The organism is Sphingobacterium sp. Mn56C (assembly GCF_049319645.1).
In the GTDB taxonomy this organism is placed as follows: domain Bacteria; phylum Bacteroidota; class Bacteroidia; order Sphingobacteriales; family Sphingobacteriaceae; genus Sphingobacterium.
This window is the reverse complement of the sequence record NZ_JBMOUC010000001.1, coordinates 1,170,959-1,186,327: the sequence shown is the minus strand read 5'-3', so window position 1 is coordinate 1,186,327 and position 15,369 is coordinate 1,170,959. Positions and strand designations below refer to the sequence as shown.

The 15,369-nt window shown below is 39.8% G+C and carries 11 protein-coding genes; 9 read left to right on the top strand and 2 right to left on the bottom strand.

Annotated elements, in window-relative coordinates:
- Positions 1–566: 566 nt before the first annotated feature.
- Complete coding sequence (locus ACL9RF_RS05025; RefSeq protein ID WP_422799501.1) at positions 567–893, bottom strand: hypothetical protein; 327 nt, start codon at positions 891–893, stop codon at positions 567–569.
- Between the two features lie 432 nt (positions 894–1,325).
- Positions 1,326–1,520: a hypothetical protein gene (locus ACL9RF_RS05020; RefSeq protein ID WP_422799500.1), complete on the bottom strand. Its 195-nt coding sequence runs from the start codon at positions 1,518–1,520 to the stop codon at positions 1,326–1,328.
- Positions 1,521–1,792: 272 nt separating this feature from the next.
- Here ACL9RF_RS05020 and ACL9RF_RS05015 point away from each other — a divergent pair, with 272 nt between their 5' ends.
- The 9 genes from ACL9RF_RS05015 to ACL9RF_RS04975 all read left to right on the top strand — a co-directional run bounded on the left by ACL9RF_RS05015 (position 1,793) and on the right by ACL9RF_RS04975 (position 15,330).
- Complete coding sequence (locus tag ACL9RF_RS05015) at positions 1,793–2,644, top strand: helix-turn-helix transcriptional regulator (protein ID WP_422799499.1); 852 nt, start codon at positions 1,793–1,795, stop codon at positions 2,642–2,644.
- Between the two features lie 94 nt (positions 2,645–2,738).
- Positions 2,739–4,055: a TolC family protein gene (locus ACL9RF_RS05010; protein ID WP_422799498.1), complete on the top strand. Its 1,317-nt coding sequence runs from the start codon at positions 2,739–2,741 to the stop codon at positions 4,053–4,055.
- Positions 4,056–4,075: 20 nt separating this feature from the next.
- Positions 4,076–5,182, top strand: coding sequence for an HlyD family secretion protein (locus tag ACL9RF_RS05005; RefSeq protein WP_422799497.1), 1,107 nt, complete (start codon positions 4,076–4,078; stop codon positions 5,180–5,182).
- A gap of 20 nt (positions 5,183–5,202) precedes the next feature.
- The gene (locus ACL9RF_RS05000; RefSeq protein ID WP_422799496.1) at positions 5,203–6,819 is read left to right on the top strand and encodes a hypothetical protein; all 1,617 of its coding nucleotides are present in this window, start codon (positions 5,203–5,205) and stop codon (positions 6,817–6,819) included.
- A gap of 387 nt (positions 6,820–7,206) precedes the next feature.
- The gene (locus ACL9RF_RS04995) at positions 7,207–8,388 is read left to right on the top strand and encodes a Pycsar system effector family protein (protein ID WP_422799495.1); all 1,182 of its coding nucleotides are present in this window, start codon (positions 7,207–7,209) and stop codon (positions 8,386–8,388) included.
- Between the two features lie 9 nt (positions 8,389–8,397).
- Positions 8,398–9,282, top strand: coding sequence for an SdiA-regulated domain-containing protein (locus ACL9RF_RS04990; RefSeq protein WP_422799494.1), 885 nt, complete (start codon positions 8,398–8,400; stop codon positions 9,280–9,282).
- A gap of 1 nt (position 9,283) precedes the next feature.
- The gene (locus ACL9RF_RS04985; RefSeq protein WP_422799493.1) at positions 9,284–10,366 is read left to right on the top strand and encodes a metallophosphoesterase; all 1,083 of its coding nucleotides are present in this window, start codon (positions 9,284–9,286) and stop codon (positions 10,364–10,366) included.
- Between the two features lie 16 nt (positions 10,367–10,382).
- Complete coding sequence (locus ACL9RF_RS04980; protein ID WP_422799492.1) at positions 10,383–12,698, top strand: hypothetical protein; 2,316 nt, start codon at positions 10,383–10,385, stop codon at positions 12,696–12,698.
- 10 nt (positions 12,699–12,708) lie between these two features.
- Positions 12,709–15,330 (top strand): BamA/TamA family outer membrane protein, encoded by a 2,622-nt coding sequence (locus ACL9RF_RS04975; protein WP_422799491.1) that lies wholly within the window; start codon positions 12,709–12,711, stop codon positions 15,328–15,330.
- Positions 15,331–15,369 lie beyond the last annotated feature (39 nt).

Genomic DNA, 15,369 nt, shown 5'->3' with positions numbered 1-15,369 from the left:
TTTGGAAGAAAGTTTCCGCCTGTGGCTTTCGTCGGCTGTTACAAATGAAAAACAAGTTTATCTTTTATTTTATTTTTTTATGCTTCACTAAGTCTTACTAAAAGGTTTTTGGCAATTTTAAGCCAGGCATATAGAAAAATTATAAAATTATTATAGCAGGCAGGTATGTATCTTTAAACTGTTTAAGCAATTAAATTTTAATTAAGGTAGAAAATTAAAATGTTTAAAGATTTTCGTTCTTTTAACAAAGCGGTTTTTCCGATTCATATAAAGGTAAAGTCTTTTTGCAGTTAAGTCCATTAATGGTACCCATTTTACCTGCAATACTGGCATAAGTAAGATTTTGGAATACCGCTTTTCTTAGATTAGATAGACGCTTTCGCTCTGTATAAGCCTGTTTAGTGTTTAGAAAATGCAATTTTACTACCCTCTTTAAAAACTGAACCGCTGTATTTGCAGCGGTTTTGTTATAAGACGACGTGGTTGTTAATTAAGCCTCTATACATGCTTATATTAGTGCTTCTTCTCTATCTAATCTTGAAGCCGGTCCAATACTTTGATATATTTTACCTCTTTTTTAAATAAATACTAAGAGCAAATTTTGGGCAATATGAAAATGCTGATAAATCAAAAGCAACAATATTAACGCTCGAATTTTTATAAAGCTTGGAAATGGTTTTATTATTAGCATATTGGCTAATAGTAAACGGGGTAGACAGCTTTAAGTAATTTATAATATTTTGTAAATACCAAAATTTTGAAAATGCATCTCTTTCAATACACGCAATCAGTTCCGCTTCTAAAGCTTTAGAAAGATTTGAATATGTAGCGGTACCTGTAGAAGTATTAATATGAAATAATCCGTCTACCTCAATATTTTCAACATTTACCATAAAAAAGGTAATAAAACAGGTTATTTTGAAAAAAAACAATTACACCAAATCCAATGTGTGGGAGTGTCTTTTTTTAATAATTGCTGCTGCCGTAAGGTCGACTGAAGGTAGTTCGTTTGTAGCTAATAATTCCATAGTAACTTCTCGTGTTCGCATTATTATAGGAATAAAGGGTTAAAAAAATATCGATGACAAACTTAAATTTTAAGCAACGCATCGCTATTGTGTCTTTGAAGTAAATTTGGTTGTCTTGTTAAGTATATTTTGTGATTAAAAGTACAGGAAATGATGACTTTAATTATAATTGGTGTGCTGGCGGCTGGGCGGCTGGGCGGCTGGAGTGTATTTAACGCGGTACAGTCTTTTTTGATAAGCTACATATGCCGCAAATTATGTACAGGATGAAGTGCTTTATTGTGTTTTTTATACCTTTTATGGCGTCTTACGTGAATAATGGTATACTGCATAAAGAATTGGGGCTACAAATAAAAGTATACCCGCGCTCAGCGACATTGTATTCATGAATTCCTGTTGGAAATAATCATTCATTCCAAATTGTAAAAACAAAATGCCCAACATCCAATAGATGATTAACACAAAGATTGCGTTGAAACCTTGACTTCTCATAGCAATTCAATATATTAAGATTTATACCTTACTTTATGTATTAACGATTAAAAAAAAGATAAAGCTTACCGAAAATTTTGCACATACATTTTAATACGAGGTTAATTATTTTAGATCGTATAAAGATAATAATTTAACAGAATAGGTTTATTAAATCTATGTATTATTTTTTTGTTAATAGCAGTTGGGATAAAAGATTGCGATTTAACCAATTGTGAACCCTGACAAAAATGATTAAACTTGCGAAAAAGGGGAAACGAAAAAACATAACTATGGATACAGGTAATGTACATAAATTTGATGAGCTACAAATATTAACCGAAGCACATTTTTTACAATCTATGGTATTAAATCGACCTTATCGGCCACTACGGTCGACCGTAATATTTCTTACCCAAGGGAGTATAACCTACAACGAACATATCCAACCCATAGAGATGTCAGCGCCATCCATCGTATTATTGGATAGAGATGTAGTTTATGAAATTATCCAGGTTAGCGATACGATAAAGATGCAAATTTTAGTGTTCGAGCCTTCTTTTTTAGTGCATAGTAATATAAAACTTAATAAGCTAAAGGTGTATGATAATTTACGCAAGCAATTGTCTCGTAATTTTAAAGTTACCGACCTGCAAATGCAGATTTTATTAAAGAATCTCGAGATTTTATCGTTTTACCTGAATGGTTCAGATCATATCCGCTATATTAAAGAGATTATAGAAAATTACTTTTCGGTAATATTATACCACTTAGCTAGCCTAATAGCCCTAAATAACCAAGATGAAAATCGTAAAATGTCGCGTACACAGCAACTGGTATATGATTTTTTTATTTTGGTATCCGAAAATTACCTGAAAACAAAATCCGTACAGTTTTATGCCCAATCCTTGTTGCTCAGCTCACGCCACCTTAGTGCAGTACTAAAAAAAGAAACCGGGCGCTCTGCCAATCAGATTATTGCCGAGTACGTACTAAATGAAGCCAAAGCTCAACTTTTAGGCACACAACTTAGTATGGGGGAGATTGCAAAGTTACTCCAGTTTAGTGATCAATATGCCTTCACACATTTCTTTAAAAAACATCTTAAAATAAGTCCTACAGCATATAGAAACATGAAAAAGTAACACAATATTACTTTTGAACATCTTTTAAAGCTGAATAATCATTTTTTTCCTTTATAAGGAAATCTACTTTTGCACAGTTAAAAGTAGATCAGCAATGCATGTATTAAAATATATCGTACCCTTAATTTTTAGTGCTGCCGTTATCGCGGAGACCTCAGCACAAGCGCAGACCATAAAAGAACTGACCATCCATCAGGCAATGGAGCTGTCTATGCTAAACCATCAGCAGCTAAAATTGTCCATGGCCAACCATGACCAAGCGCTACAGCAAATAGAAATTGCCAAACTACAGCAGTTACCAAATATTGCTGCCACAGCTTCGGCGGGATATTTAGGGAATGTTTTATTTCTGGATAAAGATTTTTCTAAGGTACGAACTGTCGATATTCCCCACTTTGCCAACTCTTACGCCGTGCAAGCATCGGAGTTACTCTATAAGGGAGGGTTGGTAAAAAAAGGAATACAGGCGGCAGAGATTAAGGCGCAATTGGCGGCATTGGATCTGCAAAACGACCAGCAGGCCATAAAGTTTTTAGTAGCCTCCAACTATCTTGATCTGGTTAAACTGCAAAACCAAGCTAAGGTTTATGCGAATAATACCCGGTTGGCACGCCTACGTTTGGAGAATGTGAACAAATATTATAACCAAGGTATAGTAACGCGGAATGAAGTGATACGTGGTGAATTGGTATTAAAAAATCTAGAACAGGCCCAATTGGTGGTAGCGAATAACCTGGCTATAGTTAACTATAATCTTGGCATAGCCCTAGGCTTAAACGAAGGTACGCATATTGTACCTACCGAGGTTATTAAAGAAAACCCGCTGGTTGAAGATCAAAACCATCTGCTGTCTATGGCCTTAGACCAGCATCCATCCCTTATAAAGGCTGAAAAAAATAAGGACCTCGCACAGAAAAATACCGAAATTGTGCGCACCGATCAATATCCGGCTTTATCAGCCGTTGGAAGCTACCAAATGCAACGCCCGTATACCAATACTAGTCCAGCCCTGGATATGTATGCCAATAACTGGATGGTCGGTTTATCGCTATCTTATAATATAGATAATCTTTACAAAACAAAACGCAAGATTAAAAGCGCTAAAATCACAGAAAAACAGGCAGACGAAGCGGCAGTTTTGGTAAAACAGAACATAGAAATGGCTCTAAACGCGGCTTATATAAAATATCAAGAATCGCTAAAAAACTCGGAGATCTTGTTCGAAAGTCAACGCTTAGCACAGGAGAATTATAAAATTATAGAGGCGAAGTATTTAAATCAACTTGCCATATTAGCCGAAATGACCGACGCTATAAATGCAAAATTAGAGGCTGAGCTGAATTATACCAACGCCCAGGTAAATGTTTTGTACCAATATTATACCCTGCAAAGAGCTATTGGAAGCCTATAAAAGATAAGAAAAAATAAACCATGGAAAATAAAACGATAGAAAAAAAGCCTAAGCCTGCCGGAATTGCGATCAACAGTAAACAGCTAAAATCAAGCCGGGCTAAAAGAAAGATTATTATCATCAATACCGTCACCTTTTTAGTTATTGCAGCAGGATTTTATGCAATAATTGTGAAATATTTTCATATAGGCGACAAAAATTATACAGAATCTGCACAGGTAGAGGAGTTTATAAACCCTATAAATACTCGCGTATCGGCTTATATAAATGATATAAAATTTAACGAGCACCAGAAAGTGAAAAAAGGAGATACCCTTTTGGTATTGGATAACAGGGAAATTTTAACACAGGTTGAGCAGGCTGAGGCGGCTTACTTGAGTGCGATGGCGGCAAAAAATGTAACCTCATCGACTGTTAATACAGTTGCCAATAACATCGCTGTCTTAGACGCGAATAGGGAAGGCGCGCAGGCGCGTTTGTGGAATGCAGAGCAGAACATGCACCGGTATGAAAATCTGTTGGCTTCAGAAGCCGTCACCCAGCAGCAGTACGACCAAGTGAAAACGGAGTACATCGCTGCGAAGGCCGCTTATGATGCTGTTGTAAACCAGAAAAACACAACGAACCTTTCTGTATCGGAAACGAAAACACGTTTAGGACTTAATGATGCGGATATAAAGCGCAGTAAGGCTGCCCTGGATATGGCTAGACTGAACTTGTCGTATACCATAATCACGGCTCCATATGATGGTGTTATGGGCCGTAGACTTATAAACGAAGGACAATTATTGCAGGCAGGCCAGCAAGTGGCGACCATTGTGCTGAACGATACCAAATGGGTAACTGCAAATTTCTTGGAATCGCAAATGCCTAAAATTAAAGTTGGCACTACATTGCGTATGCGTGCGGATGCTTTAAACGGTAAGGCGTTTGAAGGTGTTGTTACGGCGATATCTGCCGCTACGGGCTCGCGTTATGCCGGGGTGCCGGTAGACAACTCGACCGGGAATTTTGTGAAGGTTCAACAGCGTATTCCCGTGCGTATCGAGTTTACAGCAGGTAATCATAAAGAAGATATTGAGCAACTTCGTGTTGGCATGAATATGAACATTTTATTGGAACAATAAGTTCTGTTTAACCTATAAATATGTATAATCAAGGCTTATTTCATAACTGGGTTCCGAAACCTATTATGCTTTTGTTTATCATACTAATTGCGCTGGTATTTTTCGGTATTAATGGCGTTTATACCACAAATATTACATATATGGTGGGCGGAACGGCAGGCTTAACGGAGGATTTCCTTATGGCCAACTATGTGCATGTTGTCGGTATGGCGGTTTCCATGTCGCTGTACATCCGTCTAAAGGCTCGTTTTCGCACCAAAGAAATCTTGGTGGCATCCTTATGCGCTATCGGACTGACATTTGTGGGTATGGGGAGCACGCTAAATCCTGTTCTTATTATTGTAGGCAGCTTTATCGTAGGTTTTTTTAAGATGTTGGGAATGATGGAGGTGCTATTGCCATTAATGGCGATCCTATCTGCTGATGGAAACCGAGGCCGATTTTATTCCATATTCTATATTGCGGTGTTAATAGTAACCCAGGTTTCTGGCTTCCATATCGCCTGGCTGTCGTATCATTACAACTGGCAGCTGGCCTATATACTGTTGGCTGCCTTGTGTCTTGCGACAGCGCTGGGCTGCATTGTATTTCAGCACAACGATCGCTTTATGAAGAAAATTCCCTTGCATTATGTAGATGTTAAAAGCGCACTTTTATTTGTGTTATCATTCTTCTCCTTGGCCTATATTTTGGCATTTGGAAGACAGCAAGACTGGTTCTCCTCTTCTACAATTGTTGGCGCGGTTATATTTTTTAGTGTAAGCTTCTTTGTATTTGTTGTTCGCCAGCAGCTGATTAAGCGGCCCTTGATAAGCTTTGCCGCATTCCAGAAAAATAATGTCCGCCATGGGATGTTACTGTTGCTATTAATGGGCATGTTTTTGGCAGCAGCATCCATACAAAATATATTTTCTGTCGGTATTCTGGGCTATATGCCGGTCGTAAATGCATCCTTAAACCTGATGATGATTCCTGGATTAGTTGTCTCCGGGATTGTAGGTGTAAAGTGGTTTAATAGAAATCTGCCTATACGTATGCTGCTATTTTCGGGCTTTGCTGCATTTACCTTGTATGCTATAACGATGTATTTTTCTATGGTTTTAACATTTAACTATGAAAGTTGGTTATTGCCGATGTTTCTTAAAGGTTATGGTACCGGAGTACTATTTGTGACCATATGGTTTTATACCTTGGATAAATTAGATCTTACCCAACTACTGTCGGCTATTGGTATAATACTATTGTGGCGAACCTTTATTGCTGTGGGCATATTTTCGGCCTTATTTTCATGGCTACACTACCAACTACAGCAGCAAATGCTGGGTAATTTATCGGTTTATGTAGACGGGATTACGCTGAACCAAAACCTAAACATCAGCCTCAATCAGGGGGCCATACTTAGTAAATACAGCCAATTGCAAGTAAATAGTATTTTGGCGGCGTCAAAATCACTATTTGGTTACATGGCTATTACCGGAATATTAACCTTGATTTACGTTTTCTTTCACCATTTCGGCAAAACAAGATACAAGCGATTACGCGTTAAGGTGGCATTATCCGGAAAAATCAGTATCCCTAAAAAAGATCGAAGTAAAATCCGGGCGCTTATGCAAGGCGAGCCTAGTTCTGCTGAATAAAAGATATAATTTAAATATTACCAAACAAAATTGGCCACCCATGCATTATCCAGGGTGGCCATTTCTTGCTTCGAGGTAAAATGTGCTTAATTGTGCGATTGTGGTTTTGTTTTTGGATTTAGCGAAAGACACAACCAAACACACAGTGAAGCGTATTGCGAAGACGAGTAAATTTAGTAGCGTAGGTATTTTTGTTTAGAATTATGCGAATATAGTGAATTGATTGTAGAAATATAAAACGATGTAATTATTTTTTCCGTTATACTAAAAATCCGTGTTACAGGTATAGTGCAGAAAAACATCACATTCAAAGCCTAAAAAAAAACCTGATAAACATTAAAAACAATTATATTTACTTCCTTATTACTAGAAAAAAGTCTTTTTTATATGGTTAAAGAGCAACTTATTGAAGACATACAAATCTACTTAAAGGATTACGCCGAAAAGTTTGATTGTAAACGCGATTTCTGCTTTCATAATACGCAACATATTACTGACGTCGTAGATGCTGTGCAGGAGATGTCTGGATATTATAAACTCGATGAAAACGATCGTTTTGTGTTAACAACGGCAGCGTATTTTCACGATGTTGGTTACTTAACCGGTGGCCCTGCGGGGCATGAGGAGCGTGGTGCTATATTTGCGGCCCGTTACCTCAGTGAAAAAGGGGTGCCAGCCGCGCTAATCGAAAAGGTTCAAGCCTGTATCCGGGCTACCCGGATGCCACAGCAGCCCACAACTTTATTGGAAAAAATAATGTGTGATGCGGACTTGTTCCACCTTGGGGGGGATCGCTTTTCGGAACGCAATAAACTGATGCGTAAAGAAGTTGAATTTCTAAGTGGCACGCCTGTAGACAAGGATACATGGCGGCAGCAGACTATAAAATTAATGGAAGATCATGTGTACCATACGACCTATGCACAAGAACATCGGAATGCCGGTAAGGAGCATAATTTGAAGCTGCTGAAGGAGAAGGATAAGCAGAGCGCTGTAGCTGTTAAATCCAATGTTAAAGCTGGCGGTAAGGCGGAAAAAGGAACACGTCCTGAGCGGGGTATAGAAACTATGTTTCGTATAATGTCGACCAATAATCAGCGCTTAAGTGATATGGCCGACAATAAGGCTAATATCTTATTAACGGTAAATTCCATTATATTATCCGTGGTGGTGGCTGTACTATTCAGAAAGCTGGATAGCAACGAACATCTCTTAATACCAACCTTGATGTTGGTTATATCCATTGTGTTAACGATGGTGTTATCCATTTTATCTACTATTCCCAAAATTCCAAACGGCTATTTTAAGCAGGAGGATGTCGCTAATAAATCCGTTAATCTCTTGTTTTTTGGTAATTTTTATAAAATGTCCTTAACCGATTATAAGTTCGGAATGAATAAGGTTATGCAGGATAGCGAGTTTTTATACGGCATGATGACGAAGGATGTGTATTCTCAGGGGGTGGTTTTAGGGCGTAAATATAAACTTTTGCGTTATGCATATGGCGTTTTTATGATTGGTCTGGTGATTTCCATGTTGGCCTTTATTATTGTGTTTATAACCTTATAAGTTAGTAGCATGCGATTTTTATATAATCCTTTTCTACTGTATATTTTTATCTTTCTGCTGGGATGGCCCATGTTTAATTCCTGTGCGCAAATCGGGAGTACGGAGCAACAAAACGGCCCTACAGATAGCCGTTTCCCTTACGATTTGTCTGCGCCAAAAATTGACCTGCTACCCCGGGTTTTGGAAGAGATATCGGGCATCACCTTTCATCCTAAGTTTCCTGGCTTGCTGTTCGCTATTGAAGATGAAACCGGTAATTTGTATGCCTATGATCTTGAAAATAGCAAAATAGCCTGGACCGTGACATTTGGTAAGAATGGCGATTATGAGGAAGTTACAACCGATGGGGATAGCTTTTATGTATTACGTAGTGATGGGAGTATTTTTAGTTTCGGTCTAGATACTAACCGAAGGATTTATGGCCTTAAGCATCATAACAAACTGCTGCCAGCAGGAGAATATGAAGCCCTGGCTTTTTCACCTGCAGAACAAAAGTTAATCGCGGTTTGTAAAGTCTGTAAGGTAGACCGTAAGGAGAAACGTACGACTGGTTATAAAATTGATATACTTCCGGATGATCAATTACGTTTAGCATCCTCCTTTTCTATAGATATGGATGATTTACAGCGTTTAGATAGGTCCATGGCAAAAACCTTTAAACCTTCTGCTATTGCCTACAGGCAGCTAACCAGGGAGTGGTATGTATTATCTTCTATAGACCGTGCTATTGTTGTGCTGGATAGTACTTTTACTCCAAAGCATATCGCGCGCTTTAAAAGAAAGGATTATAAGCAGCCGGAAGGTATTACTTTCGACAGTACTGGCCATTTATACATCAGCTCGGAAGGTGGCGATATTACGGATGGTAAGCTCTATAAATTTAATTTGAAGTAAGATGAAATCACGTTATTTACTCCTGTACATATTTTTATTCGTCCGATTTAGCACAGTTTATGCGCAGCAGGTAAATGGGCGTGTTATCCTCTTTGGTGATGCTGGCGAGATAAACCCCAAACAAGAGGGGTTACTGCATCATGCTGCAGCTATGGTTATTCCGACTAAGACGCATGTGTTTTTCCTGGGTGACAATATTTATGAACATGGTATGCCCGTAGATAGCAATGGTAGGGGCCACGCAGAGGATATTATTAGCAAGCAGTTTACACCCTTCCGCCAAGCTCAGGCTCCGGTATATTTTATGGCCGGCAACCACGATTGGGATAAATCGGGGCCCCAGGGCTTAGAAAAAGTAAAAGCCCAGGAGCAGTTTTTACAAGCACAGCAGGATAAGGATCTTCATTTTATTCCCAAAGCGGGCACTACGGGTCCAGTAGCGGTTCCGCTTACCGACCATGTCGTTGCCATTGTTTACGATAGTGAATACCTGCTCTATCCCGGGAACTATAAAAATACGGACTTGTATAACCAGGCGTTAAGCCGGTTTACCAGCGATCTAGATAATCTATTGCAAACATACGCCGACCAAACCGTGCTGTTAATGTGCCATCATCCTATGGTATCGTATGGCGAGCATGGTCTTAAATTCTCCTGGAAACAACATCTATTTCCGTTGACAAAAAAATGGAGAAAATTTTATTTACCTTTGCCCGTTGTGGGGTCAGCCTATCCGTTACTTCGCGCTACAGCTTTTCGTTCTGCTGAAGACCTGCCGCACCCCGTATATAAAAATCTAATCCAAAAGGTAACCGCTATAACCGAGAAGTATCCCCAGGTTATTTTTATCTCCGGGCACGACCATGGTTTACAGTTTATTGAAAAGAATAATAAGACCCAGATCGTTAGTGGTTCAGGGTCGAAAACATCTATGATTTACAAAGGCAAGGGCTTGGTGTATGCGTATGAAAAGCAGGGCTTTTGTACCCTTGATTTGTTAGATAACGGCGATTTGTTGCTTCGCTATTATATTTATGAAAACGATACAGCAACACAGACTTTTGAAAAACATTTAAAACGCTAGTTTGGCAATTTAATATATGGTAATTACAAAATCATTAAATATTGGCAATCTTATTCAAACTGTAGGTTCAAATTTTGAACTTTCCTTCAGTAAGTTGTTGTGGCACCTGCAGACGAACCTTCCTGCAGGTTCACCCGGTGCCGCAATTTCTAGGTTAATACAAACGAAAATATCGGATCTTATTGGCATTCACGGGGAGTTATCTTACGCCAATATTGCTGATTTTACGGAAGCTTTTGACTTAATCTATGGTTTAACAAATAATTTGGGTGAGCAGAAGGAGGGGGCATGGGCTATTGCAACTGCGATACCGGAGCAGATTATTGCCGGAACAGAGTATATATACGAGTTATTAAACAGCGACATTACTCCGCTAAAGGAGGATGAATTAACCTCGTTCTTCAAAAAGATCACTTGGATTAACAAGACCATGTATGCCTTAATTTTAAATAGGCTATATCATATTCCTATTGAGCAGCAGGATATAATATTTGAAAGGAGACTGGCCAATGGTTTAAAAAAATATTATCAGTTAAATATTGATTTTTCCTTTGTCGATGTTGCCGTTAAAGGCGATTTACCGCATATAGATTTTTGCAATTTTCGGGAGAAGGAGGTGACGAACCTCGAGGATTTACAGCCGCTTTTGGATAGCATAAACTTTGATAGCTTTACTTTTGTTGGGTTCTCTATTCTGAAAATTACCGATTGCACCGTATCTTATACGGCCAATAAATTTCAGTATATGATCAGTAACTTAAGCAGCTACCAACGGCATGCTATTTTTAGCGAGGTCGACGAAAATATTAAAAATATTCTCGGTAGTTCGCAGTTGCAATGTAGCTTATTTCCGATCTTTAATCTCAACGGTGTACCTATATTAAAAGTCGATGTATCGGAGCGTAGTTTATTGTTTTCCTCGTCGTTATCAAAAAATGAAGACGATTGGCAAGAAAATTTTTCCAGATATTTACAAAATCCTTATACCATATTCTATCAGGTAGACCATCAGGTGGATACGCAGGAAAGCGCAATTGTGCAACGCTTGGCAGCGAGTGCTGTAAACGGGTATATCTGCTTTCCTCTACGGCATAACGATAAAGTGGTGGGGTTGTTAGAGTTATATACCTTCGATACGGTAGTCTTGGAGAAGGGCTTATTGGCACAGCTGTCGCCATTTTTTCCGGTATTAACACAGCTAGCATACGATCTGCGGTTGGAGTTTAAAAATAGACTGGACTCCATAATACTTGATAATTTTACCGCTTTACAACCGGCCGTAGAATGGCGGTTTAATGTTGCTGGAGCGCAGTACCTCCGAGATTTGGTCGACGGCATAGAAAATCCGCAGATGCAGCGTATTGTCTTTCCTAATGTTTATCCCTTGTATGGCGCTATAGACGTAAAAAACTCTACCGTGCTGCGCAACATTGCCTTTAGAAAAGATGGTAAAGAGCAGTTGGACCTTCTTGTTAAAATAGTGCCCGAAAATATAAAACAGCAGATTCAGGATTTCCACGCCTTACGGAGTTTCGAGAATAGGATACAGCAGACTTATGGTATGTTATTGAAGGATAGCAGTGACCTTTACATGCAGGATATCGCTAACTTTTTTAACGATGAAGTCCCTGTATTTTTGGTGGCTATCCGTGGTATAGACGCGCAGCTGGACGCGAATATAGACTGCTATCTTTCGGGCTGCAGGGAAAATAAATTCCAAGATGAATTTGAGCTTTCGCTACAGCAGACTAATTCCTTAGTAAGTGAGGAGTTAGGTAAACTAAACTGTTTTATACAGCAACAATTTCCGGCTTATTTTGAGAAGTTCCGAACAGATGGCATTGAATACGATTTTTATATCGGACAATCGTTGTCGCCGAATATTGCCTTTGATGAAGGCATGCTGGATGACATTCGTGTGCAGCAAATATTATCCATGGCCCGAATCAGTCAGAAGGTGCAACAACTTGCGCCAACCTTACCTATACCGCTAGAAACGACACAGCTCGTTATTATTCATCCCCATACCATAGATATTTCCTTCCGTCAGGATGAAAAACGCTTTGATGTGGAGGGGGGGTATAACATCCGGTACCATGTTATTAAAAAACGCATTGATAAGGTACATATAAAAGGAACACGAGAGCGTTTGGTACAGCCCGGAAAAATAGCTATAGTTTTGTATGGTATAGAGGAGATTGACACAATATTGACTAAATTGCAGCTGCATGCGGATGGAAGGCTTATGTCCAAACGTATTGAGTATCTTGAATTGGAAGAATTACAAGGGGTAAGTGGACTGAAAGCCCTTCGTATAGACGTCTGTTCTTAATTGTTATGGAATGAAAAAATTACCTACACCCGCTTATTCGTTTAAGATTTACCGCCCAAAAAACCTGTACACAGGTTTTTTGGCGTTTTTATCCCTTATGGCTATACAGGTGCCGGCACAAGGACAGGAGCAAACAGCAGATAGCACCTATGCGCTGATTGCGCCAGCCTATGATCAGGTCGGTAAATTCCGTAGGTTTTGGTTTGGCGACAGTTATAGGAAGCTTTATAATACGCCGGTTAAAATGCGCGTCATGGATTTAAGTAAGGAGCATGGCGGCCTGAATGTTGTAAAGTTGGGTGGGGGGATGCAAACGCAGTCTTTACGTTTTGTAGATGCCCATGGCAGAGAATGGGTTTTACGATCTATTCAAAAATATCCCGAACGCAGTTTGCCAGAAAATTTAAGACATACTATTATTAAAGATATTGTACAGGACCAGATCTCTATTACCCACCCCTTCGGTGCTTTAACGGTGCCGCCCTTCAATGTCGCGCTCGGTATTCCGCATGCCAGCCCTGAGTTGGTATATGTGGGCGACGATGAGCGACTGGGGGAATACCGGGATATCTTTAAAAATCGGGCGTATATGTTTGAGCCTCGGATGCCTTTTGAGGATAGTAAAACAGATAATACCGCTAAGGTCATCCGTAAAGTGTTGTCGGATAATGATACGGAGGTGGAGCAATCTTTAACCCTGCGGGCACGGTTGCTGGATATGGTGCTGGGCGATTGGGATCGCCATGAGGATAACTGGCGCTGGGATCCAGAAAAGGAGAAAGGGAAGAAGATCTATACACCCGTTCCCCGCGATAGGGATAAGGTGTATTACAAGACATCTGGTGTATTTCCCGTGTTGTTATCGTTGCAGTGGTTAAAAGCCCATCTACAGCCATTTAGTCCGCATATACGGAACGTACCGCATTGGAATTTTAATGCCCGACACTTTGACCGTTTCTTTCTGAATGGCTTGAGTCAGAGAGATTGGGAAAATGAAATTGAGTATATACAATCTACCTTAACAGATAGTTTAATAGGGCAGTCTATAGCCATGATGCCCGATACGGTGGTCCAATTAAGTGGTGCCGAATTAATACATAACATTAAGTCGCGCCGCGATGAACTCCTTAACACGGGTCTGGAATATTATAAATCGTTGGCTCGGGATGTAGATATTCCATTATCAGCGAAAAATGAATTTATCGATGTGGATTACCATAAGGATGGTTCGGTAACGGTGCAGGTGAACAATAAAAAGAAAGATGGATCAGCGGGCAAGGTTTTATATAAACGTAAATTTCAACCTGCAGATACCCGCGAGATCCGAATTTATGGGATGGATGGGGAAGACGAGTATACCCTGCATGGTTCGGGGAAAACGGCGATAAAGCTGCGCCTGATTGGTGGAAAAGGTGAAGACAGCTATACGGTTAAAAAATCCTTTGCAAATCGACGTAAGGTATACCTATACGACGATAAAGATACCAGCCTCAACCGGCTGCCTTTAAACGAAGGGCTACGGTACCGCTTAAAGAATGATACAGCCATCCACAGGTACACCTACGATGACTTTGTCTATGACCGGAAGGGAGTGTTGGTAAATTTAAATTACGGTGTAGATCGTGGATTGATCTTCGGCGCTGGCTATATCATCGAAAACCAAGGCTTCCGCAAAAAACCTTATGCCTATAAACATACCTTTATGGCCAACTACCTCGGTGGTCGGGAGTCGTTTATGTTACAATATGAGGGTATCTTTAAGTCGGTGTTTGATAAGCAGGATTTAGTTGTTGATATAAATTCGCAGGGCCCTTTTAATCTAAGCAACTTCTTTGGTTATGGCAATAAAACCGTATTCCAGAAAGGTGAGGGTGCCGGTATACATTATTACCGCAGCAGATATGATTTGGTAAACGCGAATGTTGTATTGGTGTATAAAGCTTCTAAAAATCTACACTTCCGCTACGGTTCGGCCTCCAGCTTCTACGACAGCTACAAAAAAGTAAATGAAAACCGTTTTCTGGGCGAATTTGCGGCTCAGCACCCTTCGGAAGACGTTTATGGTAGCAAGTTTTTTACCGGAGCAGTTTTTGGGGTCGATTATGATACCCGTGATACCAAGGACAACCCTAAACAAGGTATTCACTGGACTAGTAGTCTAAAATGGCAAGGGCAGGTTGGTGAAATTAAACGCCAGCATACCTACCTATCGAATAGCTTCGCCTTCTTCCATACCATGGCCAACGATGTACTTACTATCGCCAATCGTACAGGTTATGATAAAGTTTGGGGAAATGCCTATTACTTTCAGCATGCACAGTTGGGTGGCGAAAATAGCTTACGCGGGTATAACTCCCGTCGTTTCTCTGGTAATAGTATGGCGTATAACAATCTGGAACTTCGTGCGAAGGTGTTCACCTTCGATTCCTATCTTATACCAGGCACAATCGGTGTTACAGGGTTTTATGACGTGGGTAGAGTTTGGATGGCGCAGGAGAAATCTAACCAGTGGCATAGCGGTTATGGGGGTGGAATATACCTTATACCTGCCGATCTTATGCTGCTGCAGGTGGCATATGGTTTTTCTAAGGAAGCCACCTTACCGTATATCAGTATAGGACTACGCTTTTAAAATAAAGAGGGTATCCCCGTATGGGGGATACCCTTTTAT

Coding starts and splice junctions, on each gene's coding strand:
- ACL9RF_RS05025 (WP_422799501.1), bottom strand. CDS start 893: ATGGTAAATGTTGAAAATATTGAGGTAGACGGATTATTTCATATTAAT.
- ACL9RF_RS05020 (WP_422799500.1), bottom strand. CDS start 1,520: ATGAGAAGTCAAGGTTTCAACGCAATCTTTGTGTTAATCATCTATTGG.
- ACL9RF_RS05015 (WP_422799499.1), top strand. CDS start 1,793: ATGGATACAGGTAATGTACATAAATTTGATGAGCTACAAATATTAACC.
- ACL9RF_RS05010 (WP_422799498.1), top strand. CDS start 2,739: ATGCATGTATTAAAATATATCGTACCCTTAATTTTTAGTGCTGCCGTT.
- ACL9RF_RS05005 (WP_422799497.1), top strand. CDS start 4,076: ATGGAAAATAAAACGATAGAAAAAAAGCCTAAGCCTGCCGGAATTGCG.
- ACL9RF_RS05000 (WP_422799496.1), top strand. CDS start 5,203: ATGTATAATCAAGGCTTATTTCATAACTGGGTTCCGAAACCTATTATG.
- ACL9RF_RS04995 (WP_422799495.1), top strand. CDS start 7,207: ATGGTTAAAGAGCAACTTATTGAAGACATACAAATCTACTTAAAGGAT.
- ACL9RF_RS04990 (WP_422799494.1), top strand. CDS start 8,398: ATGCGATTTTTATATAATCCTTTTCTACTGTATATTTTTATCTTTCTG.
- ACL9RF_RS04985 (WP_422799493.1), top strand. CDS start 9,284: ATGAAATCACGTTATTTACTCCTGTACATATTTTTATTCGTCCGATTT.
- ACL9RF_RS04980 (WP_422799492.1), top strand. CDS start 10,383: ATGGTAATTACAAAATCATTAAATATTGGCAATCTTATTCAAACTGTA.
- ACL9RF_RS04975 (WP_422799491.1), top strand. CDS start 12,709: ATGAAAAAATTACCTACACCCGCTTATTCGTTTAAGATTTACCGCCCA.